The sequence below is a fragment of the Candidatus Accumulibacter necessarius genome, assembly GCF_036625085.1.
In genome coordinates this window covers 1-22,790 of the sequence record NZ_JAZKUM010000013.1, presented here as the reverse complement: position 1 = coordinate 22,790, position 22,790 = coordinate 1, and the positions used below count along the sequence as shown (strand labels likewise).

The following is a 22,790-nucleotide window of genomic DNA, read 5'->3' as shown; positions in this document are numbered from 1 at the left end:
TGTTTGGGGCAGGCGCTCAGCCCGCCCGGAACGCGCGCACGCCGAGGATCACTCCACCGACCAGCAGCGCGATGCCGAGCAGCGCCGTACTGCCGGGCAGCGCGCCTCGCCAGATGAAGGCGTAGGCAAAGGCCGCCAGCGTTTCAAAGACGATCAACTGGCCGGCGAGCGCGGTCGGCAACAGCTTGCTGGCCCGGTTCCAGAGCAGCGTGCCCAGCCACGAAGCACACAGGCCGAGGGTCAGCATCAGTCCGACGTAGCGCAGCGGGTACGGCCCGAGCGGATAGTCAAAGCTGTCGGCCTGTCGAAAGAAAAGTCCGGCAACCGCCATGCCGACAGCCGCCAGCGGCAGCGTCGCCAGGCCCTGGGCGACGGCCCAGGTGCCGGAAGCCAGTGCTGGCCGTTGCCGCAGCCAACGGGAATTGCGTACCGGGTACCAGGTCCAGGCCGCGACCGCTGCCAGTGCCAGCAAAGCCCCCAGGAAGTGGTCGTGTGCCTCGCGCTGCTCACCGAGCAAGGCCATCTCATGGCTGTTTACCAGCGCGATACCGATCGTGATCACCACCAGCGATGGCAGTAGGCGGCGCCACGGCAAGGCTTCGCTGCCGAAGTTCGAGACGATGGCAATGACGATCGGCAGTGTGCCGATGAGCATCGTCGGCAAGGGGGCATCCGCCAGCTGGATCGCCGCCGAGAGGAAGAGGTAATAAAGGATGTTGCCGACCAGTGCCAGTTCGAAAGCCCTTTGCCAGTCCGGCCAGCGCAGTTGCTGCAGGCGCGGCAGGTCGCCCCAGGCCAGCAACAGCGCGATGACGCCGAAGCCGAGGTAGCGGCCGAACGAGAGCATCGCCGGTGGGTAGTCGGGCAACATCAGGGGAACGACGAAGACCAGTCCCCACAGCAGGCCGGCGCCCAGCGCGCAGGCGACACCTTCGACGAGGGCGCGACCAGCCGGCAGTTGGGGCCGCATGGCCCGCACCGGCATTCCCGGGCCGCGGTTTGCGTCGGCTTTCAGTGGCGAAAGATCGGCAGCGTCGGCAATGGTGGCCACTCGACGGCGTCGAGCATGTTCTTGATCACCAGCCCAAGCTCGGTGTCGCCGACGATCGACAATTCACGGTTGAAGAACAGCGTGTCCGGATCTTCCTGGCGTGCCAGCAGCTGCAGGAAAGCCGACAGATTGGCCCGGAAGCAGAGGTCCGGCGCCTGTGGGGCGGTGAACAGCGGCCGGAAGAGGCCGCCCCGATAGCAGAAGCGGGCCTGTCCGCCAGCGTCGATCACCTCGACGACAAAGCTTCGCCCTTCGAGCAGCGCCAGGCTGTCCTCGGGGAGCAGTCCGAGTTTGGCTGCGGCGTTGAGCGCCGTCGCCAGGGCCAGCGCGTGTGGCCATTGTGGCAGATAGGCGCCGACTGCCGAGACCAGGCTCGGCAGTCTGAAACGGCGAATCAAAAAACCCTGGCTCATGAACAGGTTCCTCCCATGGGTGTGAGTGTGGATCGCTGATGGCTCACGATGCCGGCCTCGCCGAACCAGTAGCCATCGACCAGCCCCTCGCTGGCCCAGTCGGAAGTGTCGGGCTCGCTTGGCTGACCTCGGCGTGCGGCGTCGAAAGCGGCGATGATCGCAGCCATCGCCCGCGGTTGCGGACTGATACGGATGACCTCGACGCCCATCGCCAGCAGTTCCGGAACCTGCGCCAACAGGTTGCAGGTCTGCGCCGACATCGTCTGGATGCCGTTGATGGTCAGGAACGGCTGCCCTTCGCGGGTGCGCAGCGTCATTCCCTCGGGGTGATCGAGACACTTGAACTGGCAGTCGTCCTTGTTGAGATTGTAGTGCCGCGCGGTGAAACAGCGCGCCGAAAAGGCTAGCGGCAGCTTGCCGAAGACGAAGATCTCAGTCTCGACGCCGGCCGGGCGACTGCGGTGCAGCGTTTCGATCAGCCGGCGGTCGCCTTCGAGTGGCGGTAGCCAGCGGCGCATGCCGTAGCGGGCAAAGGTGGCCAGTGTCGCCTCGTTGTAGATGTTGAGATGCGGTCCGGCAACGAAGGCTGCGTCAGGGCGGCTGGCAGCAATGTTCACCGCACCGAGGTCGTTCGCTTCGAGCAGGCAGCCGGGGATTTCGCCGATTTCGTCAGCCAGGCGCCGCAGCGACTTGAGGTCACTTTCCGACTCGAGCAGCGCCTGGGCCGAAACGACGACCTGCTTGCCGGTGGCGCTCAGGTCGCGCACCAGCCCCAGCCAGTCGGCCGCGCGAATCTGCTGGCGACGCGAGCAAACCACCTCGCCAACGTAGAGGATGTCGATCGCCGGATTCTGCGCCATCTCGGCATAGAAATCGAAGACCTCGTGCTTCGGCCAGAAGTAGAGCAGCGGTCCAAGAGACAGTTTCATGCCTGCTCCCGCACTAGCGCCACGGCCGGTTGTAGGCGCCGAGAGTGACCTGGCTGCCTTCGGACAGTCGCGCCAGCTCGGCCAGCCATGCCGGCCTGACGTGGAACCACTGATCGTCGCTGGCCAGTTCGTCAAGCGCAGCGCGCAAGGTGCGGGTGACCTGGGCGACGTAGGTCGGGCTGCGCTGGCGCCCCTCGACCTTGATCGCCGCGACGCCGATTCGGGCGATCTCGGGCAGGATTTCGAGCACATTGAGGCTGGTCGGCTCTTCGAGTGCGTAATAGGTTTCGCCCTGCACCTCGAAGCGTCCCTTGCACAGTGTCGGGTACCCTGCCGGCTGGTCGTCGCCGAAACAGTCGATCAGGATGCCGTTCAGACGGGTCGTCATCTGTCCGGGCGATTTTTCCCATTGCACGTACTTCGCCGGCGAACAGGCGCCGACCGTATTCGGCGATTCGCCGGTGGCGTACGACGACAGCCAGCAGCGACCCTCGTTCATCACGCACAGGCTACCGAATCCGAACACCTCGATCTCGACCGGCGTATTGCGAATCACCGTTTCGACCTGCGCCAGCGTCAGCACGCGCGGCAACACCGCGCGTCGGATGCCGAACTCGCGGTGGGCAAAATTGACCGCTTCGTAGCTGGTTGCCGAGCCCTGCACCGAGAGATGCAGACGCAGGTCCGGGTGACGGCTGCTGGCGTAGTCGAGCAGGCCGACGTCGGCGAGGATCACCGCATCGACGCCAAGCTCCGCCGCGCCATCGACGGCGCGCTGCCAGTCGGCCGCTCTTCCCGGCTGGGCGAAGGTATTGATCGCCATCAAAACCTGGCGGTGGCGCGACTGGGCGTAGCGAATACCTTCGACCATCGCCTTGTGGTCGAAATTCAGGCCGGCGAAATTGCGTGCATTGGTGTCGTTGCGGTAGCCAAGATAGACCGCATCGGCGCCATGGTCGATTGCCGCCTTGAGCGCCGGCAAACTGCCAGCGGGACAGATCAGGTGGGGGACTTTTCGGCGCGCCATGGTGGATCTCGTCAAGCGAAGCCGGGGAGTATAGTCAAGCCTGCCTTGCCGCGCTTGATTCTGGTCAATTCGCGAGTGATTGCCGTGGAAAAAGAAACGGGGAAGGCGCCTGGTGGCGGGGCGATGTTGCGATCTCTCGCGAGGTGATACCACCGGAGAGGAGTCTTCCCGACTCGACGCCGTGTTGGGTGGGATGATGGCGAAAAGCCTGTGGAACAGGACAAACGCGTACCCACCGCGTTGCGGAAGCCGTGCTCAACAGGTGCCGCCGGCTATCCTTGGTCACTGAACAAACGAGAAGCAGTGATGTGCTCTCGGTGTATGCTGCCGCCCTGTATCCCGAAACATTGCTTTCACGGCTATTGGATACCGTATGGAAGGACCAGTCGCATGACGCAAAGCCTTCCGGACGGCGTCTTTCAAGGTGCTCCAGTGTGCCGAGTTCGGGAGAAGAATGGCCCAGTTGGACGAGCTCGGTTGGGGAAGAGCTGGGCCAGGCCATCGCAGTTGTATTTTTTTGGGTATCCCCAGTCAAGAAACCTGACGGGAGAAAACTTCCGGCCGGGGCCTTCGTCGATGCTCTTGCGGCCGTCGGAATCCCTTGTTGGCTTTGAGGCAAACCGTTCCGCTGGCTTGCGAACACCACTCTCCGGTCGGTCGTCGAGGACGGAGGAAGCGAGTACATGGTCAGGCGTCGTCCCAGTGGACAGTGCGCGCCGCAATGGCCTTCGCACTTGGCTGTATTTCAGGGGAGATGCTGCCTTTGGAGCCAGACCATTGACTTGGCTTGCATTTCCTCCGCGCAGCGACTTCGTCTCAATCTTTGGGGGTTAGCGGTTTGGTGCATTTTTCACCCGGCTTGCAGGCAACGACCCCGCGAGTGCTAGTGTCTAATTGCATAGGTTAACAATAGTATTTCGTAGCGGCGCGCCCTTGACTTCCCGCTTCCGCCAAACAAAGGGAGCGGCGTTCTGGTTGTAAGCGGCGGTGAATTTCTGAATGGCCTCCACGAGTTGATCGACACTTGAAAAGCTGGCATTTCGCAGCGTCTTACGCGGGAAGATGCCGAACCAGATCTCCACTTGGTTGAGCCAACTGGCGCTGGTGGGTGTGAAGTGGAAGGTAACGTTCGGGTGAGCGGCGAGCCACTCGTCATTCTTCTTGTGTGTATTGAGGTTGTCCAGGATGACGTGGATCTCGCGGTCGGCGGGTTCGTCGGCGACGACCTCCTCCATGAAGGCCTGGAAGTCGGCGCGCTTCTTGGTTTGCGTGGTCTTCCCGCGGAGGACGCCGGTGGCCACTTCAAGGGCGGCGAACAGGTTAACGGTGCCATGGCGCTTGTATGTTGTTATGTCTTCCTCTCCCAGAGGGCTGGCTCTTCGCCGCCTTGTTGCAAAGAGGACGCCACTTCTGCATGCGCGCGGACAGCCTCAATTTCATTGCCATTCAAGCTTTCCGCCGATCCGACCGCGCCGAGCAAGTCGTCACGCTGCCAACTCCCTGTAAACAGGATGCGCTCGATTACGAAATTGCCGCGACGCCTTGCGAAGTTCGCCTCATTCGCCACGTGTTCGGCCACAAGGTGCGTGTCCTCGTGACCTCGCTCCTCAACCTTGACGCCTACCCCGCCGGCGACTTCGGGGCGCTCTATCACTCCCGGTGGAGAATTGAGGAGGCATTGACGAGGATCAAGCACCGTTTGGCCCTGGAGCAGTTGTCGGGCCTGTCCTGGCTGGCCACACAACAAGACTTCGGCGCAAGAATCCTCTGCGACAACCTCAATGCCCTGGCCGTCCATGCTGCCAGTGAATTCCTCGACCCCAACATTAGCGCGCTGCTTCATGAACCGGGGCGACCCCTTCTCCCGCATCAAGCGCACCCTCGGACGCTGGCTCCTTCAGGGCCTAGACGCTCTCGACAATGTCGCCTCCGTCTTCAACGAACTGATCAAAAACCTCGTCCAGATTAAACCAAACCGATCCTGCCCCAGAAAGTTTACCCAAGAACCCCATTTATCAGACGCTTACAAAAACCGGGTATGACTATGGCGTGTAAGCTTGGGAGCATTGGTCACCGAGTGGCTTCAGTCGCTGCGCTACAAGCAAGTACAAGCCAGGATACGGATCCGCCTGAAGCAGATCGAAGCCGGCAATCTTGGCGATTGCGAGTCTGTGGGCGATTGGTGTCTTGGAACTGAGGGAACACCTCGGTGCCGGTTATCAGTCCATTTGGGCTGGCAAGGCCAGTCGATCGTCATTTTGCTGTCGGGTCGGTCGAAAAGGACTCGGGCGACGGATATCAAGACGGCCAAGGATTACTGGGCTGATTGGAAACGGAGGCAAACATGAACAAGAAGGTGGCAGCAGCAGTTTCGCATCATGACCGCGAGGTAGCCGAGCTTCGAGCGCACCGTGAACTGGCGGTGGCGTATCTAAAGGCGGCAATGTAGTCACTGGACGATCCCGATGACCGTGCTGCCGGTCTTCTTGCGTTACGAATATTCGAGGAGGCTTACGGCGGGCTGGCGGCGGTGGCTGTCGAAGCGGGCATGCAGAGAGTCGCTTTATCGTACCTTGTCGCCCAAGGGCAATCCAACGCTGAAAACTCTGATGGCGGTGTTGAAGGCTGTGGGCATGAAGCTTTTGGTTGAGCAAGGAAAACACGCCACTGGATGAAGTCTTCAGCACGTGTCGTATTGAAATTTTCGGTCAGTAGGCTTCAGGAACGGCGGAACTCGCCGGTTCGGGAACCCTTCACGCAACCGGGAGAACCTGCCTACTCCTCATCATCGCCCTCGCCATCGCGGCGCGGGACGGTTTGCGGATCGCAGGTGATCGGACGGTAGATCTCGACCCGGTCGCCCGGCTGGAGGGCTGTGTCGAGTTTCACCAGGCGGCCGAAAACGCCCACCTTCTGTGTTTGCAGGTCGATGGTGGGGAACGATCTGAGGATGCCGGAGCGGTCAATCGCGTGGCGCACGGTCGCCTCGTCAGGCACCTCGATGGTCATCCAGATCTGCTGCCCAGCTTCGGAATAGGCGACACCTACCTGCATGGCAAAATCCCCTTCACTTCAGGCAACAGGATCAGGCGAGCGCGTGAGCCGGCGCGACGGCATCGCTCGCTTCCCGCGCGCGCAACTCGAGCGCCCGCTTGCCAGCCAGCAACAGCCCGAGGACGAGAAAACCGCCCGGCGGCAGAATCATTAGCAGGAAGCCGCCGTAGTCGGGGATCACCGTCAGCTCGATGGCGCGGAATGCCGGTCCCAGCAGCAGGCTCGCCTGCGCGAACACGGTACCGCTGCCGAGCAGCTCGCGGATCAGGCCGATCAGCGTCAGGGCGCCGGTAAAGCCCAGGCCCATGGCCAGGCCGTCGGCGGCCGAGGCGGCGACGCTGTTCTTCGAGGCAAAAGCCTCGGCCCGACCCAGGATGGCGCAGTTCACTACGATCAGGGCGATGAACAGGCCGAGCACCTTGTACAGATCGTGCAACCAGGCATTGAGTCCGAGATCGACGAGCGTCACCAGCGTCGCGATCAAGACGACGAAGATCGGGATGCGCACCTGCGGACTTACCAGCGAACGGATCGACGCCACCAGAACATTGGACGCGACCAGCACCGCCGTGGTCGCCAGCCCCATGCCCAGGCCATTGGTGCCGGTAGTGGTGACAGCCATCGCCGGACAGAGGGCGAGCATCTGGGCGAAGACGACGTTCTGCAGCCAGAGACCGTCCTTCAGGGTCTGAACGAGTTGCTTCATGGGCCTTTGCCTCCCTGCAGGATTTCCGCGCGGTGCGCGGCGAAGAAATCGAGTCCATCCTTGACCGCCTTGACGACGGCGCGCGGCGTGATGGTGGCACCGGCCATTTGGTCGAAGACGCCGCCGTCCTTCTTCACCGCCCACTTTGCCGCCGGTAGCGTTGCCAGCGACAGGCCATTGAACGACAGAATCCATGGCGATTTCGCCAAGTCGATCTTGTCGCCGAGGCCGGGGGTTTCGGCGTGCTTGAGAACGCGCGCGCCGAGCAGCACGCCGGCGCTGTCGATGCCAACCAGCACCAGCACGTCGCCGGCGTAGCCGCGGGCCGACGTCTGGAAGATGACCGCAGCGATCTTGCCTTGGCGACGGGCGAGGTAAACCCGCTTGCTGGTCCCGTCGCCGTTGCCGATCTCCAGCGTATCCGCCAGCAAATCGTTGTCGGCGAAGTGATCCGGCAGGACCTGCGAGAGGGAGGCCTGCAGATCCCGGGCCTCGGCGGCGGCGATGCGGTCGTGCGTGCCACCGACGGCGAAAACCAGGGCGGTGCTGGCGAGCAAGGCGATCACCCCGAGAGAGGCACCCTGGTAAGCCAGGCGGTCACGCAGGGCAGCGATCGCGAGCTTCACGGGTCGATCTCCAGCGGCGTGCCGCGCCGGTCACGACCATAGATGCGTGGCCGGGTGTAGCGATCAATCACCGGTGTCAGCGCGTTCATCAGCAGCACCGCGAAGGCGACGCCTTCGGGATAGCCACCCCAGGTACGAATGACGTAGGTCAGAAAGCCGACGCCGGCGCCAAACACCAGTTGGCCGAACGGGGTGTTCGGCGAGGTGACATAGTCGGTGGCAATGAAGAAGGCCCCCAGCATGGCGGCGCCGGACAGCAGGTGGATGCCGACCGAGAGGTAACGAGCGGGGTCGATGCCGTGCATCAGCGAGGCGAACAGGGCAATCGTCACCAGCATGGCGAACGGAATGTGCCAGGTAATGATGCGCAAGCCGAGCAACAACAGGCCACCGGCAGCAATCAGCAGCGACGATGTTTCACCCAGGCTGCCGGCGCGCTCGCCAAGTAGACTGATCGTCGGTGCCTGCGTCGCAGCCAGCGACTGCAACAGATCGACGCCGCGCGACAGTTCGCTGCGCGCGTAGCCGAAGAGCGTGGCGCTGCTCATCGCGTCGAACGTTGCCGGCAGCGTGCCAAAGGTGATCCGCAGCCCAGCGACAAATCCTGGCGCGTTGGCCGAGAGCATTGGCAGCGGTGCTGTCCACAGGGTCATCGGCACCGGGAAGGAAATCAACAGCATGACCCGTGCCACCATTGCCGGGTTGAAGAGATTCTGCCCCAGGCCACCAAAGACCTGTTTGCCGATGATGGTCGCGAACAGGCCGCCAACCACACCCGCCCACCAGGGCGCCCAGGGTGGCAGCGACAGCGCCAGCAACCAGCCGGTGAGCAGGGCTGACCCATCCCGGAGCACAGGCGCAACCGGTTCTTGCCGCAGGCGCAGGCAGAACGCCTCGCCGAGGATTGCCGCACCGGCGGTGATCCACCACAGATGAACGGCTGGCCAGCCATACAACCAGAAGCCAAAGAGCGTCGCCGGCACCAGGGCGGCAGACACCCACAGCATGACCCTTGGGACATTGCTGGCGCTGGCGGCGTGTGGTGCGGCAACCGGACCGGCGTGGCGCGGCGGGATCATGTGGCCGCCTCGCTGGCGGGTTTGACGACGCGCACCGGCAACGGGCGGGCCGCGGCAGCGGCGGCGGCCTTGGCAGCATCGCGCTCGGCCTTGCGTCTGGCTGCGGCAGCCGCCTTTTCGAGCGCTTCACGTTCCAGCCGCGCGACGCGCTCTTCGGCCAGGCGCCGGGTCGCGTCGTTGCGTAGCTTGCTGCGCTCGCGCGCCGACAGTTCGCCCTTGGCGTAACTGAAATACTGCACCAACGGGATGTGCGATGGGCACACATACGCACAGCAGCCACAGCCGATGCAGTCCGACAGCCCGAAACCGGCGGCGCCCGCGAGATCATCGGCGCCGATGCGGCTGGCCATTTCCAGAGGCAGGAGCCCCATCGGGCAGGCACGCGTGCAACTGCCACAGCGAATGCACGGGCCGGCTTCCGGTACGTGTGCCTCGGCAGCGTCGAAGGCGAGAATGCCTGACGCACCCTTGACAATGGGCACCCGGGCGTGCGGCAAGACGATGCCCATCATTGGCCCGCCAAGCACCAGCCGTGCCGGTCGGCCGCTGACGCCGGCAAAGCGCAGCAGGTCGACCACCGGTGTGCCGATCGGCGCCAGCAGGTTGCCCGGCCGCGTCAGGGCGCCACCATTCAGCGTCACGATGCGCTCGACCAGCGGTTCGCCGCGGCGCAGGGCACGATGCACGGCGGCGCAGGTGGACACATTGTGCACCAGCACACCAACCTCGGCGGCGCGCGCGTCGGCCGGCACTTCCTTGCCGGTCAGCGTCTGGATCAGTTGCTTGTCCGATCCCATCGGATAGCGCGCCGGCACCGGTCGCACCTGCACGTTGCCGAAAGCGGCCGCGGCCACCCGCATGGCGGCGATTGCCTGTGGCTTGTTGTCTTCAATGCCAACCAGAGCCTCACGGGCGCCGATGGCGTACATCACGATGCGCAGGCCATCGACCACTTCGGCGGCGCGATCGCGCATGATCCGATCGTCGGATGACAGGTAGGGTTCGCACTCGCCGCCGTTGACGATCAGCGTATTGACCTTCAGGCGCCGGCCAAGATTGAACTTCACTGCCGCCGGAAAGGTTGCACCGCCGAGGCCGACGACGCCGGCAGCCGCCGTTCGCCGGGCGATCTCCTCGGGCGCGAGCGCGAAGGGGTCGTCCACCGGCAACCGTTCGCACCACGTATCGGCGCCGTCGACGGCAATCGTGATCGCCAGTTGCGCGAGACCGGAAGGATGCGGCGCAGTGACCTCGCCGATCGCGCTGATTCGCCCCGAAGTCGGCGCATGCACCGGCGCCGAGACGTTGCCCTGCGCTTCAGCGATCAACTGGCCCTTGAGGACGTGCTGCCCGACCAGCACTACTGGCCGCGCCGGGCTGCCAACATGCTGCTGCATCGGGACGTAGAGCAACGCCGGCAGCGGCAGCGAGCGCAGTGGCGCGTTGGCCGCCGGCAGCTTGCGGTCGTCCGGGTGTACACCCCAGGGCGGGTGGTGGCGGAAAATCTTCTCGAAGATGCCCATGTTCTGCCTCGTTGTCGATCGGTCGCTTGCTAGACAGCGAGCGCGACTGGCGCTGTGGCCGGTTTCGGCCAGACCCAGTGCTGCACGGTGATCGGCAGCGGCTGCAGCAGCAAAGCCTCGGTCGGACAGCGGTCGATGCAGTTGCCGCAGCCGGTGCAGGCTTCGCGAATCACGTTGTGGATCTGTTTCGCCGCGCCGAGATGGCATCGGTCGGGCAGACTTTGCTGCAACGGCAGCAGCCGATGCAGATGTCTCTTCGGCGACGATGGCGATCTGCGGCCCCTCATCGGCGACGGCGGTGAGATCGATGCTGATGCCCAGTTTCGCGGCCAGCGCCTGCGCCAGGACCCTTGCCGCCCGGCGGGCAGAGGGTCACCGGTGCGCTGCCGTCGGCGATCGCCGCCGCCGCCCGCGGGACAGCCGGCGAAGCCACACTGACCGCAGTTGGAGCCCGGCATCAGGGCTTCGATCTCGGCGACCATCGGGTCGCCTCGACCTGAAATTTCGCGCCGCGAAGCCGAGCGCCAAGCCGAGCAGCGTCCCGAGGAGCGTCAGAGAGAAGAATGGCAATCCACATGGCAAAGTCTCCTACTTGAAGTTGAGGCCGGCAAAACCCATGAAGGCGAGCGACAGCAGGCTGGCCAGGATGAAACTCACCGGCGCGCCGGCAAAGGCCGCCGGCACGCGCGCCAGCGCCAGGCGCTCGCGCAGGCCGGCAAAGATCAGCAGCACCAGGGTGAAGCCGAGGGCAGAACCAAAGCCGTAGGCGAGGCTCCGGAGAAAGCTCATCTTCTCCTGGGCGGTCAGCAGCGCCAGCCCGAGCACCGCGCAGTTGGTGGTGATCAGCGGCAGATAGATGCCGAGCGCCTGATACAGCGCCGGCGCCGATTTCTTGATCACCATCTCGACGAACTGCACGGTCGCAGCGATCACCAGGATGAAGGTGAGAATGCGCAGATAGCCGAGAGTCAAAGGGCGCAGCAGCCAGTGCTCGAGCATCCAGGTCGCGGCGCAGGCGAGGGTGATGACGAAGGTCGTGGCGAGCCCCATGCCGAGCGCACTGTCCATGCTCCGGGAGACGCCCATGAAGGGGCACAGCCCGAGAAACTTGACCAGCACCACGTTGTTCACCAGGGCGGTCGATAGCAGCAGCAGCAGGTAGGTGGTCATGGTCGGCAAACTCCTCGCCTTCTCTCTGCACGAACGTGCCAAGCATGCGTGCACGCACCCCAAAGCCGTGCCGGCGTTCCAAGTCCGCACCAGCATGGCGTTTTTTTCGCCGCTCGCGACCTCGCCCGGCACCCCCGGCGACAAGCCCGGCGCATGTCGCAAGTCCGACAAAACAGGACATCCGCGGCGCGAAACCGTCGCGGAATCAACCCCGGCGCGAAAATTGCTTCATACCAGGCAAGCATTTGATGGGGACCGATCGAGATGGCCAACGAACAACTCAAGCTGGCGGCCGACGGCGAAGCGACGGGGCTCTCGCCGAGCATCCATCCGCAGGTCTTCCAGCACACGGTCAATCAGGCCGACATGGCGATCTCGATCACCGACGTGCAGGGCAACATCCTTTACGTCAATCCCGCCTTTACCCGCGTCACCGGCTACACCAGCGACGAGGCGGTCGGCCAGAACCAGTCGATCCTCTCCAACCGGACCATGCCGCGCGAGTTCTACCAGGCGCTGTGGCAGACACATTTCGCACGGCGAGCCCTGGAGCGGGCGCCTGATCAACCGGCGCAAGGACGGCAGCAAGTACCTCGCCGAGCTGAGCATCTCGCCGGTGGTCAACGCGCGAGCGGCGAGGTGCTCAACTACCTCGGCATGCACCGCGACATCACCGAAGTCCATCGCCTCGAATACCAGGTCCGCAACCAGAAGGCGCTGATCGAATCGGTGGTCGACGCGGCGCCGATGGTCATCGCGCTGCTCGACGTCGACGACCGGGTGGTGCTCGACAACCATGAGTACAAGAAGCTGCAGGCCGACCTCGGCATGGCCGAGCCGGCGCCGATGCTGATGTCGGCGGTGCGCGCCAGCCTCGAACTCGAGTCGGGACGGGGCCGGCGCACCTCCGGCTATCTCTTTCTCGATCGCGAAGTGCGGCTCGATCCTGCCCGGGCGGCCGCCGCCGCGCTGGTTCTCCTGTTCCGGCAGCCGGGTTCGCGAGGACGACACCTGCGCCGATGCCTTCCTCGCCGGACAGGGGCGCGACTACCTGCTGCTGGTGGCGAAGGAGATCACCAGCCTGCGCGCAGCAGGAAAAGGTCCGCGTCGCCGCGCTGCAGGCGGTGATGGCCGAGGAGGATCGCGTCTCGGCCTGCGCGAGAGCCTCGCCGCCGCCACCTTCCGGCTCGAAGGGCCGCTCAACATGATGGCCTCGGTGGTCGGCATGCTGGCGCGGCGCCAGGGCGAAACGGACCCGATGTCGGTCGCGCTCGCCGACGCCATCGCCGCCGGCCAGCAGGCGCTCACCGATCTGCGCGCGATGATTCCCGCCGAGACGCGCGAAGCGATCGGCGCGGTCAACCTCAACGAACTGCTGCGCGACGTGCTCGACCTGTCGACCGGCCGCCTGCTCGCCGCCGGCATCACGGTGAGCTGGAAACCGCAGGCCATGCTGCCGACGCTGCAGGGCTACGCCGAACAAGCTGCGCTCGCTGTTCAAGGCGCTGATCGACAATGCCATCGAGGCGATGAACACCCGCGGCTGCCGCGAGCGCGAGCTGACCGTGGCCAGCAAGGCGCGCCTCGGCGGCATCGAGGTGGACTGATCGCCGACAGCGGGCCGGGCATCGACAGACGCCCAGCAGCTCAAGGTCTTCGAGCCCTTCCACACCACCAAGCGCGGCGGCGGCCACCTCGGCACCGGCCTCTCGTCGGCGCAGCAGGTCGCCGCCGAACACGGCGGCTTCATCGAGATCGAGCCGCACGATCACCCGCGGCTGCCGCGTGCGCGTGCTGCTGCCGGTGCCTCGCGACCATGAGCGATTCAGCCCGTCCCGCCTGCTGCTGCAATCCCAGTTCGAGACCCTGCAGCGCGTCTCGCAGGTGCTTGCGCGCTCGCTCGATTTCCAGCAGACGCTGCGCGAGGTGCTGCGCACGCTCGAAATCAGCGGCCACCTGAGCCGCGGCATGGTCAGCGTGGTCGACCCCGACGCCGGCGACCTCACCGTGCACGCCGTGCATGGCCTGGAAAGCGACGAGTTTGCGGCGGTCCGCTACCGGCCCGGCGAAGGCTGCTCGGCACGATCCTCGAAGGCGGCGGCAGCTGCGCGGTCGCCCGCCTCGGCGACGAGCCGCGCTTTCTCGACCGGCTCGGCCTCTACGACGCGCGACCTGCCGTTCATCGCCGTGCCGATCCAGGTCGGCGGCGCGCTGCAGGGGGTGCTGGCGGTGCAGCCCGACGAACCCGACGACGGCCTGCTCGAAGAACGGCTCGCTTCGTCGAAATGCTGGCCAACCTGATCGGGCAGAGCGTGCGCCTGGCGCTCGAAGTCGCGCAGGAACAGAAGTCGCCTCGCCGGGAACGCGACACCCGATGCGCCGCACGCTGCGCCAGAAGCCCCGGCTTCGACAACCTGGTCGGTCATTCGGCGCCATGCTGCGCATCTTCGACCAGATCCGCATGGTCTCGAAGTGGCCGACGACCGTGCTGATCCGCGGCGAGACGGGCACCGGCAAGGAACTGATCGCCAATGCCATCCACTACAACTCGCCGCGCGCGCGCGGCCCCTACGTGCGCCTCAACTGCGCGTCGCTGCCCGAGAACCTGCTCGAATCGGAACTCTTCGGCCACGAAAAGGGCGCCTTCACCGGCGCCGTGAATCGCGCAAGGGGCGCTTCGAAATGGCCGACGGCGGCACCCTCTTCCTCGACGAAATCGGCGACATCTCGCCGGCCTTTCAGGCCAAGCTGCTGCGCGTGCTGCAGGAAGGCGAACTCGAGCGGGTCGGCGGCGGCCGCACGCTGAAGGTCGACGTGCGCCTGATCGCCGCCACCCACCGCGACCTCGAAGCGGCGGTCGATACCGGCGACTTCCGCGAGGACCTCTACTACCGCCTCAACGTCATGCCGATCCTGCTGCCGCCGCTGCGCGAGCGCATCGAGGACCTGCCGAAGATCGCCGCGCCATCTGCTCGACCGTCTCGGCGGCATGCAGCGCCGCCCGCTGACGCTCACCGCAGCGCCCAGCGGCGCCTCGCGCAGCACCACTGGCCGGGCAACGTGCGCGAACTGGAAAACTGCCTCGAACGGGCGGCGGTGATGTCGGAGAGCGGCGAGATCGACGCCGACCTGATCCGTATCGACAAGCCGCGCGAGCGCATGCGCAGCGTCCGGGCGGCACGCCGACGCAGGCGCCGGCCGCGCCGGCTCCGCCTGCCGGCGATGGCATCGACCCGGCGGCGAGCAGAGCGAGCGCGAACGGGTGATCGCCGCGCTCGAACAGGCCGGCTGGGTGCAGGCCCGCGCCGCCCGCCTGCTCGGCATGACGCCGCGGCAGATCGCCTACCGCGTCCAGATCCTCAACATCGAGGTCAAGCAGATGTGACACCCCGCCGCGCATGCGTTGAAGCGTTCTATACTCTTGCCGGCATCTGTTTCGCCAATGGGGAAAAGGCATGTTGAAAGCCGGACTAACGCTGCTGTGTGGGCTCTTGATGGTGACAAGCGTTGCTGCCGAGATCTTGATCAAGGAGTCGGAGGCGAAGCTGCCGCCGGCCCCGGTGACCGCCCCGGCGACCCGCGCCATCACGCGCGGTCCTGGAATCAAGGTGGTTTCGCCGGAGGGGGCGGTTGCCTCGCCCTTCCCGTTGCGCGTTGTTTTCGAGCCGCGGGGTGGTTCAAGAATTGACCTCTCATCGGTCACAATGACCTATCTGCGGACACCGAATATCAATCTCCTGGACCGGGTGCGTGGTAGCCTGACCGAGAAGGGTATCGACCTCGTGGCCGCCGAAGCGCCCCCAGGGGAGCACCAAGTTCGCCTCACCGTGCAGGATAGCGAGGGGCGCCAGACCAGTGTCCTGCTCAACCTGAACGTGGTCAGGTAAATTGCACTGCCCCTACTGCGTCAGCAAAATCTCCGAGCAGGCCCTGGTCTGCCCCGTGTGCCGGCGCGACCTCTATTTGTTCAAGTCCTTGCTCGAGCGGATTGAATCCCTTGAGCAGCGGGTGGCGGCCCAGGGTGCCCTGCTGGCCGAGGGCGGGCAGCAATTGGAGGAAGTGGCATCGGGATCGGCTTTCCACGTAGAGCCACCGCCGGTACAGGAAGAGATTCCGGTGCTGCCCAACACTCGAGAGTGGCTGTCCCGCTGGCTGCTGCCGCTGGTTCTGCTCCTGGCGGCACACGGCCTGATTACCGTTGTGTACGACCTGAATACCCTGTATCTGCGGGTTGTGTCGCTACTCATTCCGCTGCCTTTCGGACTGCTGATGACGGCCGGGGCGTGTCGCTCCTCGCTCATCCAGGCCTGTGCTGTGGTTTCCCTTGCGCTGCTGGCCGTCCTCGGTATGAGCGGCGTGACGGCCTGGGTGGACGGGACGCCCTTGCTGCCACACGGTGCGCGGGAATGGCGGGAATTCATCGAGTACGCGACCAGCATCGGACTCAGCTACACGACCGGCATGTTGATTGGGGACATGTCCCGCCAGCGGAAACGCGCCGCTGCGTTTCGCGAGGCAGGCATGGCGGTGGCTCTGGCGCGCCTCGTGAAAAGCGGCGGTGAGCATACGGAGCAGTTCCAGGCGGTGGTCAAGAAATTCAACGAACTCGGCGGTGCCTTGACCGCCGCAGCGACGACAGTGCTGTCGGTCTACACCGGGTTGAAAGGTGTGATCGGCAGCTGACGCCGGCGGCATTGCGGTGACCGTTGGTCTCCTTGTTGCCGCCGAACCCTTCCAGCAACTTGTGGCCGTTGGCATGGCAGGCCCCAAGAATTTCCTCGGGTCAGAAACCCCGTCCGTGCGTCGAGGAAAACGCGTCAATTCTTGAAGAAAGTGGCTTCGCAGGGCCGGAGTTCGATCCGCGTTGCCTTGCCGTTCGTCGGCGTGAAGGTGCCGCGCATGCGGTACGAGTACGGCGAGCTTGGGCGGGCGTGGCCCACCGCATAGTCCGGGTTTGAGGTGAGGCCGTTGGCGTTGATCTCGGCCGCTCCGTCCGCCTTGATGACGCCGACCAGGGTGAGGGATCCCGCTGTCCCGGGTTCCCCTTTTTGCCCAGTCAGCCGCCCTTCCTTGACGTCGCTGAAGAAGTTGAAGGTGTAGCCCTTGGCTACCTTGCCGCCCTCGCCAACATCCTCGCAGATGAGCGTGATCGCCCAGCGCCCGTCGAAGGCCGTGGATGACCCGGTCGCGGATGCGGTGGGTGGCGCAGTGGATGAAGGGGCAGCGGGTGCCTGCTGGTCGGCCTTGAGCTTTTTCAGCCGGTTTTCGGCCAGCGCCTTGTAGCTACCGTTCGGGTATTTCTGCAGGTAGGCTTCGAAGTCCGCGGCATCGTTGCTGCGCTCGATGCTGGCCCAGAAGGTCTTTTCGATTTCTCCTCGACCGGGTTCGACCGTGACCTGAAAATGGAAGCTCTTTTGCAGCGTCTTCGGGCCGTTGACGTAGGGGGTCTGGGTTTGCCCGCTGGCCTTTTCGACTTCGGCACTGGCGGTCGTCAGAACGCCGTCCAGGGTCAGATCCTTGCCCTTGAAGGCGGTCAGCAACCCGGCCGTGAATAGGCCGTTGCGCCCGGTGCCGTCGGAGGCGACGTTGCCGGGGTCGGTCGCATAGACAATCACGGTGCCCTTGGGCGCGCTGCCTGGGCTGGCCAGCCCGCGCGACTGGCCGGAGCGGAATTTGCCGGTGATCGGATTGTTGCGGCAGGCGTCGAGCATCACGATGTTGGCACCGCTCTTGCCGTTGTCCATCTCGTCGAGAACCAGATTGAGGTTGACGCCCTGGTACGGTACCGAGGCTTCGCTTTCAATCCGGGCATTAACCGGTATCAGGTAGTTCTGGTTCTTGACCTGGATGCCGTGCCCGGCATAGTAGAAGAGCGCGGCTTCGCTGCCGCCGATCTTGCTGCCGAACTCGGCGATAGCCTGGTTCATCCCTTCGAGCGTCTGGTTCTTGCGCTCGATGACGTCAAAGCCGAAACCGCGCAGCGCCTTGGCTATGTCTTCGGCGTCGTTGGTCGGGTTGGCCAGTTTCGGCAGGTCAGGCTGCTGGTAATTGCCGTTGCCGATCACCAGGGCTATGCGCTGTCCCCGGGCGTTGGCGGCGGCAGCCAACAAGGCGCAAGCCAGCGCCAGGACGAGCGCCCGCCACAGGTGCGACGATAAGGCCGGAAAAAAGGTGGAAGGCATGGTGTCTGAATGCGATGCTTGTCGTGTCGCTGCTGCAATTGGTCCTGGCTGGCCGAGCGCAACGGTCATCCGTGACTGAGTATATGAGCGCCCACCAGGCAGCGTCAATCTCCAGGGTTGTTCCAGCACCCCATGGTCACGATGCGGCAGATGAAGGCACCCGCGTCGATCCGGGAATCGGCACCCACAGCCGGGCAGGCGCGGGGGCTGGCACGCCAGTTGCTCAATACCTCGTGCCTTCAACCCCCAGACAAGGGACGCTCGCCATGGATCTGCCTGTCATCGCATCATCGCCGCCCGCCACGGGCTGCAGCGCCGGAAGTTGTGGTGCAACGGCCCCGCAGGTGGACGAACTGTCGGACGCCCTCCGCGCCCGGGTGCAGGACCATCCCTGCTATTCGGAAGACGCCCACCATTACTTCGCCCGCATGCACGTCGCGGTGGCACCGGCCTGCAACATCCAGTGTCACTACTGCAATCGCAAGTACGACTGCGCCAACGAGTCAAGGCCCGGCGTCGTCTCCGAAGTGCTGACTCCGGATCAGGCGGTGCGCAAGACCCTGGCGGTGGCGGCGACCATCCCGCAGATGACCGTGCTCGGCATTGCCGGCCCCGGCGATCCGCTGGCCAATCCGCAGCGGACCTTCGAGACCTTCCGGCAGCTGGCATTGAAAGCGCCCGACATCAAGCTCTGCGTGTCCACCAACGGTCTCATGCTGCCGCAACATGTCGATGAACTCGCCCGCTACAACATCGACCACGTGACGATCACCATCAACTGCTTGGACCCGGCAGTCGGCGAGCGGATCTATCCGTGGATCTTCTGGCAGAACCGACGCGTTTTCGGCCGCGAGGCGGCGGCGATCCTCATCGAACAGCAGCAGAAAGGGCTGGAGATGCTCAGCGCGCGGGGAATCCTGGTCAAGGTGAACTCGGTCCTGATTCCCGGCGTCAATGACGCGCACCTGCCGGAAGTCTCCCGCATGGTCAAGGCAAAAGGCGCTTTCCTGCACAACGTCATGCCGCTGATCGCCGCAGCCGAACACGGCACCTTCTACGGTGTCATGGGCCAGCGCAGCCCGCAGGCGGCCGAGCTGAAAGCGCTCCAGGATGCCTGCGAAGGCGACATGAACATGATGCGCCATTGCCGCCAGTGTCGTGCCGACGCCGTCGGTCTGCTCGGCGAAGACCGGGGCGCCGAGTTCACGCTCGACAAGATCGCTGCCATGGAGATCGACTACGAGGCGGCGATGGTCCGGCGCGCAGAGTTTCGCGCCCAGGTCAGCAGCGAACTCGCGGCCAAACGCGCTCGCGCGCACGCTTCGCCGGCGACGCCACCGGTGATCCCGCAGGTGATTCATTTCCAGGCGCCCGCCGCACCACGGCCAACCGCCCCCGGACGGCCGGTGCTGATGGCGGTGGCGGCCAAAAACGGGCTGGTCGGCGTTCATTTCGGTCACGCCCGCGAGTTCCTGGTCTACGAAGCCTCGGCCAGTGGTGCCCGCCTGATCGGTCACCGCAAGGCGCAGTCGTATTGCGCCGGCGACGAGACCTGCGGCGATGCCGAAGCGGTGCTGGCGGCAACGATCGCGGCGCTCGCCGATTGCGAAGTCGTTCTTTGCTCGCGCATCGGCTATGAGCCCTGGGGGCAACTCGAAGCGGCCGGCATCCAGCCGAACGGCGAGCACGCGCTGCAGCCGATCGAAGAAGCGGTGCTCGCGGTGTGGAACGAGATGCTCGCTGCCGGCAAACTGGCGCTCGCGCCGAGCGCGGCCAAGCGCGCCTGAGGCCGCCGGACATGGCCCTCGAAATCATCGAAAGCTGCGTCAATTGCTGCGCCTGCGAACCGCTCTGTCCGAGCCGGGCGATCCACGCCGCGATCCCTCACTTCCTGATCGACGCCGACCGCTGCAGCGAATGCGTCGGCGACTTTGCCGAAGCGCAGTGCGCGAGCATCTGCCCGATCGAAGGGGCGATCATCGATGAACTCGGCTGTCCGCTGAACCCGCCGGGATCCCTGACCGGCATCGCCCCCGAGCGCTGGGCGGCGGCGCAGGCCGAGATTGCGGCGCGCTAGAGCGCGATGGCGATGGCGAGTGTCCTTTTTGACGAGCCGACCGATGCCCGCGGCAGACCCTGAGCGCGCGCGGGCGATCGCCCCCGGGGTGCACTGGATCGGCGCTTTCGACCCCGACCTGCGCAGCTTCGACATCATCCTGCGCACCGCCAACGGCACCAGCTACAACGCTTACGCGGTGCGCGGCAGCGCTGGCGTAGCGATCATCGACACGGTCAAGTTCAACTTTTCCGAGACCTTCTTTCGCCGCCTCGAGTCGATCGCCGATTACGACGAAATCACCACCATCGTCCTCAATCACCTCGAACCCGACCACTCCGGCGCCCTGCCCGAGCTGCTGCGGCGCGCGCCGCGGGCGACGCTGCTGGTCTCGCCGCAGGCGCGCCTGATGCTGCAGGGGCTGTTCGATCCGGCGGCGCTCGCCGGACGCATCGCTTTCGTCGGCACCGGCGACCATGCCGACCTCGGCGACCGCCAGCTGCGTTCTTCAACACGCCCTACCTGCACTGGCCGGACACCCAATGCACCTGGCTCGCCGCCGAAGGCGTCCTGTTCTCGGCCGACTTCCTCGGCTGCCACTATTGCGACCAGCCGCCTGTTCAACGACGCGGTCGGCGACTTCCGCTTCTCCTTCGACTACTACTACGCCCACATCATGCGGCCCTTCCGCGACCTACGTGCGCGCGCGCTCGACCTGATCGAACCGCTGCCGCTGCAGATCATCGCCCCGGGCACGGGCCGATCCTGCGCCACCTGCGATCCGCGCGACTACGTCGCCCGCTACCGTGCCCTCTCGGCGCCCCGCCTGCACGGCGCGGCACGAAGACGCTGCTGGTCTTCTATATCTCGGCCTACGGCGCCACGCGCCGCATGGCCGAAGCGGTCGCCGCCGGCGCCGAGTCGGCGTCGACCGCCGCCGGCGAGGTGCGCGTCTCGCTCTACGACCTCGAAGGTGGCGACGCGCAACCTTTCGTCGACCTGATCGAGGAAGCCGACGCGCTCGTCTTCGGCAGCCCGACGATCAACGGCGACGCGGTGAAGCCGGTCTGGGACCTGCTCTCGTCGCTGACCATGGTCGACGTCAAGGGCAAGCTCGGCGCCGCCTTTCGGCTCCTACGGCTGGAGCGGCGAAGCGGTGCCGATGATCGAAGACCGCCTGCGTCGCCTGAAGCTGCGCGTGCCGCTGCCGGGCGTCAAGGCGCGTCTGACGCCGACCGCCGAAGACTATTCCGCCTGCCACGACCTCGGCCGCCAATCGCGCTCCACCTGCTCGGTCGCGCGACGCCACGGACTCTCGACATGGCCAACCTCGCCTGATTCAAACCACAGGAGAAATGAAATGCCCAAAGCCAGCATCACCTTTCAGGATATCGGCGTCACCGTCACCGTCCCGGCGGGAACGCGCCTGATCGAAGTCTCGGAGAAAGTCGGCGCCGGCATCACCTACGGCTGCCGCGAAGGTGAGTGCTGCACCTGCCTGACCAGCATCGTTTCCGGCCACGAAAACCTCGGCACCCGTCGGTGCTCGAAAAGCAGGTGCTCAAGGACAACCTGGCGCCCCGCCGACACCGGCTGGCCTGTCAGGCCCAGGTCCTCGGCGGCGAGCATCGTCGTCATGCCGGCCTGAATCCATTCCACCCCCTTTCACCTCACCAGGAGCCTTCCATGCCCAACATCACCTTTTCCAGCCCGCTGCACAAGGACAAGACCATCTACGCCGTCGCCGGCAGCCACACCCAGACCATTCTGCAGCTCGCCAAGGCGAACCATGTGCCGATCGACTTTTCCTGCGGCGATGGCGAGTGCGGCACCTGCCTGGTCAAGGTCAGCAGCGTCGACAAGAGCAGCCACAACAAGTACGGTCACATGGGTGGTCCGCTCAACGTGCGCGAGGTCGCCGTCCTGAAGGAGATGGGCATGATCAAGCAAACGCAGATCGAGCAGATGTACGTCGACGATCTGCCGCCGACCGAATGGCGGCTGGCCTGTCAGTACATCGTGCGCGACGAGGACATCCTCGTCGAGTACCCGAGCCGGTGATCGCCGTGGCGCCCCGGTGCAGGACGCGCCCGCTGACCGGGTCAGCGTCTCCGAGGCGCTGCTCGCGCGCGCCGAGGCCGCTTATCTCGGTCTGGCGCTCGGCGACGCGCTCGGCGCAACGGTCGAGTTCATGACGCCGCGCGAGATCGTCCATCACTTCGGCGTTCATCGGGAAATCGTCGGCGGCGGCTGGCTCAAGCTGAAGCCCGGCCAGGTGACCGACGACACCACGATGTCGCTGGCCCTCGGCGACGCCATCCTGGCCAACGGCGGCCACGTCCTTCCCCTCGCCTGCGCGCAGGCCTTCGACGCCTGGATGCGGCGCAGACCGATCGACATCGGCAACACCGTTCGCCGCAACCTGGTGACCTTCCGGCAGACCGGTCTGCCGGTCGCGCCGCCGTCCGATCATGACGCAGGCAATGGCGCCGCGATGCGTGTGCTGCCGGTGGCGCTCGCCACCCTCGGCGCAGCCGAAGCGACGGTGCGCGTCGCCGTCCGGGCGCAGGCGCAGGTCACCCACAACAACGCCCTCTCGGATCAGGTCTGCGAATTCCTCACCCTCGCCGTGCAGGACTTTCTTTGCGGCCGCTCCCTGTCCGAGATGATCGGCCGGCGCATCACGCCCCTGCTCGCCAAACATCCGGAACTCGCGTTTGGCGACCGTCCGCGGCGGGAAAACCCCAGCGGCTGGGTCCTCGAGACACTGCAGGCGGTGCTGCAGGGCCTGCTCGACGTCGACGGTTTCGAGCCCTGTCTGATCGACGTCGTCAATCGCGGCGGTGACGCCGACACCACCGGCGCCATCGTCGGCATGCTCGCCGGCGCCCTCTACGGGCCGCAGAACCATTCCGAAACGCTGGCTCAACGCGCTCGATCCCGGCGTTGCCAGCCGGTGCCGCGCGCAGGCGCG

General features: G+C 65.3%; 21 protein-coding genes and 6 pseudogenes. 13 read left to right on the top strand and 14 right to left on the bottom strand.

The window, feature by feature from the left end; all coding sequences use genetic code 11:
- Nucleotides 1-16: 16 nt before the first annotated feature.
- The 5 genes and pseudogenes from V5B44_RS24165 to V5B44_RS24145 all read right to left on the bottom strand — a co-directional run.
- Nucleotides 17-970, bottom strand: coding sequence for a DMT family transporter (locus V5B44_RS24165; protein WP_332361642.1), 954 nt, complete (start codon nt 968-970; stop codon nt 17-19).
- A gap of 41 nt (nt 971-1,011) precedes the next feature.
- Nucleotides 1,012-1,464, bottom strand: a complete 453-nt coding sequence (ubiT, locus tag V5B44_RS24160; protein WP_332361640.1) for a ubiquinone anaerobic biosynthesis accessory factor UbiT — start codon at nt 1,462-1,464, stop codon at nt 1,012-1,014.
- A complete protein-coding gene (locus tag V5B44_RS24155; RefSeq protein ID WP_332361638.1) occupies nt 1,461-2,393 on the bottom strand; it encodes a U32 family peptidase in 933 nt (310 codons plus the stop codon). The genes ubiT and V5B44_RS24155 overlap by 4 nt, the downstream gene beginning before the upstream one ends.
- Nucleotides 2,394-2,406: 13 nt before the next feature.
- Nucleotides 2,407-3,420, bottom strand: a complete 1,014-nt coding sequence (gene ubiU, locus V5B44_RS24150) for a ubiquinone anaerobic biosynthesis protein UbiU (protein ID WP_332361636.1) — start codon at nt 3,418-3,420, stop codon at nt 2,407-2,409.
- An 890-nt stretch (nt 3,421-4,310) separates the two neighbouring features.
- Nucleotides 4,311-4,769, bottom strand: a pseudogene (locus V5B44_RS24145) (IS630 family transposase); the annotation flags it as partial.
- Here V5B44_RS24145 and V5B44_RS24140 point away from each other — a divergent pair.
- Nucleotides 4,763-5,389 carry a transposase gene (locus V5B44_RS24140; RefSeq protein WP_332361633.1) on the top strand — a complete coding sequence of 209 codons (627 nt, stop codon included), beginning with the start codon at nt 4,763-4,765 and terminating at the stop codon, nt 5,387-5,389. The pseudogene V5B44_RS24145 and the gene V5B44_RS24140 sit on opposite strands and share 7 nt — an antisense overlap.
- A 375-nt stretch (nt 5,390-5,764) precedes the next feature.
- Nucleotides 5,765-6,095: pseudogene (locus V5B44_RS24130) on the top strand (DNA-binding protein).
- Nucleotides 6,096-6,195: 100 nt separating this feature from the next.
- On the opposite strand, the gene V5B44_RS24125 reads toward V5B44_RS24130, so the two are convergent.
- The 7 genes and pseudogenes from V5B44_RS24125 to rsxA all read right to left on the bottom strand — a co-directional run bounded on the left by V5B44_RS24125 (nt 6,196) and on the right by rsxA (nt 11,578).
- On the bottom strand, nt 6,196-6,474 hold the full coding sequence (locus tag V5B44_RS24125; RefSeq protein WP_332361631.1) for an RnfH family protein: 279 nt from the start codon (nt 6,472-6,474) through the stop codon (nt 6,196-6,198).
- Nucleotides 6,475-6,505: 31 nt separating this feature from the next.
- The gene (locus V5B44_RS24120) at nt 6,506-7,180 is read right to left on the bottom strand and encodes an electron transport complex subunit E (RefSeq protein ID WP_332361629.1); all 675 of its coding nucleotides are present in this window, start codon (nt 7,178-7,180) and stop codon (nt 6,506-6,508) included.
- Entirely contained in the window at nt 7,177-7,806 is a 630-nt protein-coding gene (gene rsxG, locus V5B44_RS24115; RefSeq protein WP_332361627.1) for an electron transport complex subunit RsxG, read from the bottom strand. The genes V5B44_RS24120 and rsxG overlap by 4 nt, the downstream gene beginning before the upstream one ends.
- Nucleotides 7,803-8,885, bottom strand: coding sequence for an RnfABCDGE type electron transport complex subunit D (locus V5B44_RS24110; protein WP_332361625.1), 1,083 nt, complete (start codon nt 8,883-8,885; stop codon nt 7,803-7,805). Before V5B44_RS24110 ends, rsxG begins: the two co-directional genes overlap by 4 nt.
- Complete coding sequence (gene rsxC, locus V5B44_RS24105; RefSeq protein WP_332361623.1) at nt 8,882-10,408, bottom strand: electron transport complex subunit RsxC; 1,527 nt, start codon at nt 10,406-10,408, stop codon at nt 8,882-8,884. The genes V5B44_RS24110 and rsxC overlap by 4 nt, the downstream gene beginning before the upstream one ends.
- Before the next feature lie 29 nt (nt 10,409-10,437).
- Nucleotides 10,438-10,978 (bottom strand): annotated as a pseudogene (locus V5B44_RS24100) (RnfABCDGE type electron transport complex subunit B).
- A gap of 18 nt (nt 10,979-10,996) precedes the next feature.
- A complete protein-coding gene (rsxA, locus tag V5B44_RS24095) occupies nt 10,997-11,578 on the bottom strand; it encodes an electron transport complex subunit RsxA (RefSeq protein ID WP_332361621.1) in 582 nt (193 codons plus the stop codon).
- Nucleotides 11,579-11,842: 264 nt separating this feature from the next.
- On the opposite strand from rsxA, the gene V5B44_RS24090 reads away from it, so the two are divergent.
- A complete protein-coding gene (locus V5B44_RS24090; RefSeq protein ID WP_332361619.1) occupies nt 11,843-12,706 on the top strand; it encodes a PAS domain S-box protein in 864 nt (287 codons plus the stop codon).
- 296 nt (nt 12,707-13,002) lie between these two features.
- Here the strand turns inward: V5B44_RS24090 and V5B44_RS24085 are convergent, their stop codons facing one another.
- The gene (locus V5B44_RS24085; protein WP_332361617.1) at nt 13,003-13,350 is read right to left on the bottom strand and encodes a hypothetical protein; all 348 of its coding nucleotides are present in this window, start codon (nt 13,348-13,350) and stop codon (nt 13,003-13,005) included.
- Between the two features lie 13 nt (nt 13,351-13,363).
- Between V5B44_RS24085 and V5B44_RS24080 the strand changes: the two genes are divergently transcribed.
- From V5B44_RS24080 to V5B44_RS24060, 4 genes and pseudogenes are all read left to right on the top strand, one after another.
- Nucleotides 13,364-13,879, top strand: coding sequence for a hypothetical protein (locus tag V5B44_RS24080; protein ID WP_332361615.1), 516 nt, complete (start codon nt 13,364-13,366; stop codon nt 13,877-13,879).
- A gap of 73 nt (nt 13,880-13,952) precedes the next feature.
- Nucleotides 13,953-15,040, top strand: a pseudogene (locus tag V5B44_RS24070) (sigma-54 interaction domain-containing protein).
- Complete coding sequence (locus V5B44_RS24065) at nt 15,034-15,465, top strand: hypothetical protein (protein WP_332361611.1); 432 nt, start codon at nt 15,034-15,036, stop codon at nt 15,463-15,465. Before V5B44_RS24070 ends, V5B44_RS24065 begins: the two are co-directional and overlap by 7 nt.
- A gap of 1 nt (nt 15,466) precedes the next feature.
- Nucleotides 15,467-16,261, top strand: coding sequence for a hypothetical protein (locus tag V5B44_RS24060; protein ID WP_332361609.1), 795 nt, complete (start codon nt 15,467-15,469; stop codon nt 16,259-16,261).
- A 134-nt stretch (nt 16,262-16,395) separates the two neighbouring features.
- Here V5B44_RS24060 and V5B44_RS24055 read toward each other — a convergent pair whose 3' ends face one another.
- Entirely contained in the window at nt 16,396-17,760 is a 1,365-nt protein-coding gene (locus V5B44_RS24055) for a caspase family protein (RefSeq protein WP_332361607.1), read from the bottom strand.
- Nucleotides 17,761-18,026: 266 nt separating this feature from the next.
- On the opposite strand from V5B44_RS24055, the gene nifB reads away from it, so the two are divergent.
- From nifB to V5B44_RS24025, 6 genes and pseudogenes are all read left to right on the top strand, one after another.
- Nucleotides 18,027-19,547, top strand: a complete 1,521-nt coding sequence (nifB, locus tag V5B44_RS24050) for a nitrogenase cofactor biosynthesis protein NifB (RefSeq protein ID WP_332339237.1) — start codon at nt 18,027-18,029, stop codon at nt 19,545-19,547.
- An 11-nt stretch (nt 19,548-19,558) separates the two neighbouring features.
- Nucleotides 19,559-19,837: a ferredoxin gene (locus tag V5B44_RS24045; protein ID WP_332334521.1), complete on the top strand. Its 279-nt coding sequence runs from the start codon at nt 19,559-19,561 to the stop codon at nt 19,835-19,837.
- Between the two features lie 43 nt (nt 19,838-19,880).
- Nucleotides 19,881-21,154: pseudogene (locus tag V5B44_RS24040) on the top strand (FprA family A-type flavoprotein).
- A 22-nt stretch (nt 21,155-21,176) separates the two neighbouring features.
- Nucleotides 21,177-21,464 (top strand): annotated as a pseudogene (locus V5B44_RS24035) (2Fe-2S iron-sulfur cluster-binding protein).
- Between the two features lie 38 nt (nt 21,465-21,502).
- A complete protein-coding gene (locus V5B44_RS24030; RefSeq protein ID WP_332361785.1) occupies nt 21,503-21,877 on the top strand; it encodes a 2Fe-2S iron-sulfur cluster-binding protein in 375 nt (124 codons plus the stop codon).
- A gap of 16 nt (nt 21,878-21,893) precedes the next feature.
- Nucleotides 21,894-22,790: ADP-ribosylglycohydrolase family protein (locus V5B44_RS24025; protein WP_332361605.1), on the top strand; the 897-nt coding region annotated here is incomplete at its 3' end.

Bases quoted from the DNA above. Each gene is read 5' to 3' on its own strand.
- V5B44_RS24120 (WP_332361629.1), bottom strand. From the start codon at position 7,180: ATGAAGCAACTCGTTCAGACCCTGAAGGACGGTCTCTGGCTGCAGAAC.
- V5B44_RS24165 (WP_332361642.1), bottom strand. From the start codon at position 970: ATGCGGCCCCAACTGCCGGCTGGTCGCGCCCTCGTCGAAGGTGTCGCC.
- V5B44_RS24045 (WP_332334521.1), top strand. From the start codon at position 19,559: ATGGCCCTCGAAATCATCGAAAGCTGCGTCAATTGCTGCGCCTGCGAA.
- V5B44_RS24140 (WP_332361633.1), top strand. From the start codon at position 4,763: ATGTTGTTATGTCTTCCTCTCCCAGAGGGCTGGCTCTTCGCCGCCTTG.
- V5B44_RS24030 (WP_332361785.1), top strand. From the start codon at position 21,503: ATGCCCAACATCACCTTTTCCAGCCCGCTGCACAAGGACAAGACCATC.
- rsxA (WP_332361621.1), bottom strand. From the start codon at position 11,578: ATGACCACCTACCTGCTGCTGCTGCTATCGACCGCCCTGGTGAACAAC.
- V5B44_RS24055 (WP_332361607.1), bottom strand. From the start codon at position 17,760: ATGCCTTCCACCTTTTTTCCGGCCTTATCGTCGCACCTGTGGCGGGCG.
- V5B44_RS24110 (WP_332361625.1), bottom strand. From the start codon at position 8,885: ATGATCCCGCCGCGCCACGCCGGTCCGGTTGCCGCACCACACGCCGCC.
- V5B44_RS24155 (WP_332361638.1), bottom strand. From the start codon at position 2,393: ATGAAACTGTCTCTTGGACCGCTGCTCTACTTCTGGCCGAAGCACGAG.
- V5B44_RS24125 (WP_332361631.1), bottom strand. From the start codon at position 6,474: ATGCAGGTAGGTGTCGCCTATTCCGAAGCTGGGCAGCAGATCTGGATG.
- V5B44_RS24065 (WP_332361611.1), top strand. From the start codon at position 15,034: ATGTTGAAAGCCGGACTAACGCTGCTGTGTGGGCTCTTGATGGTGACA.
- ubiU (WP_332361636.1), bottom strand. From the start codon at position 3,420: ATGGCGCGCCGAAAAGTCCCCCACCTGATCTGTCCCGCTGGCAGTTTG.
- nifB (WP_332339237.1), top strand. From the start codon at position 18,027: ATGGATCTGCCTGTCATCGCATCATCGCCGCCCGCCACGGGCTGCAGC.
- rsxC (WP_332361623.1), bottom strand. From the start codon at position 10,408: ATGGGCATCTTCGAGAAGATTTTCCGCCACCACCCGCCCTGGGGTGTA.
- ubiT (WP_332361640.1), bottom strand. From the start codon at position 1,464: ATGAGCCAGGGTTTTTTGATTCGCCGTTTCAGACTGCCGAGCCTGGTC.
- V5B44_RS24090 (WP_332361619.1), top strand. From the start codon at position 11,843: ATGGCCAACGAACAACTCAAGCTGGCGGCCGACGGCGAAGCGACGGGG.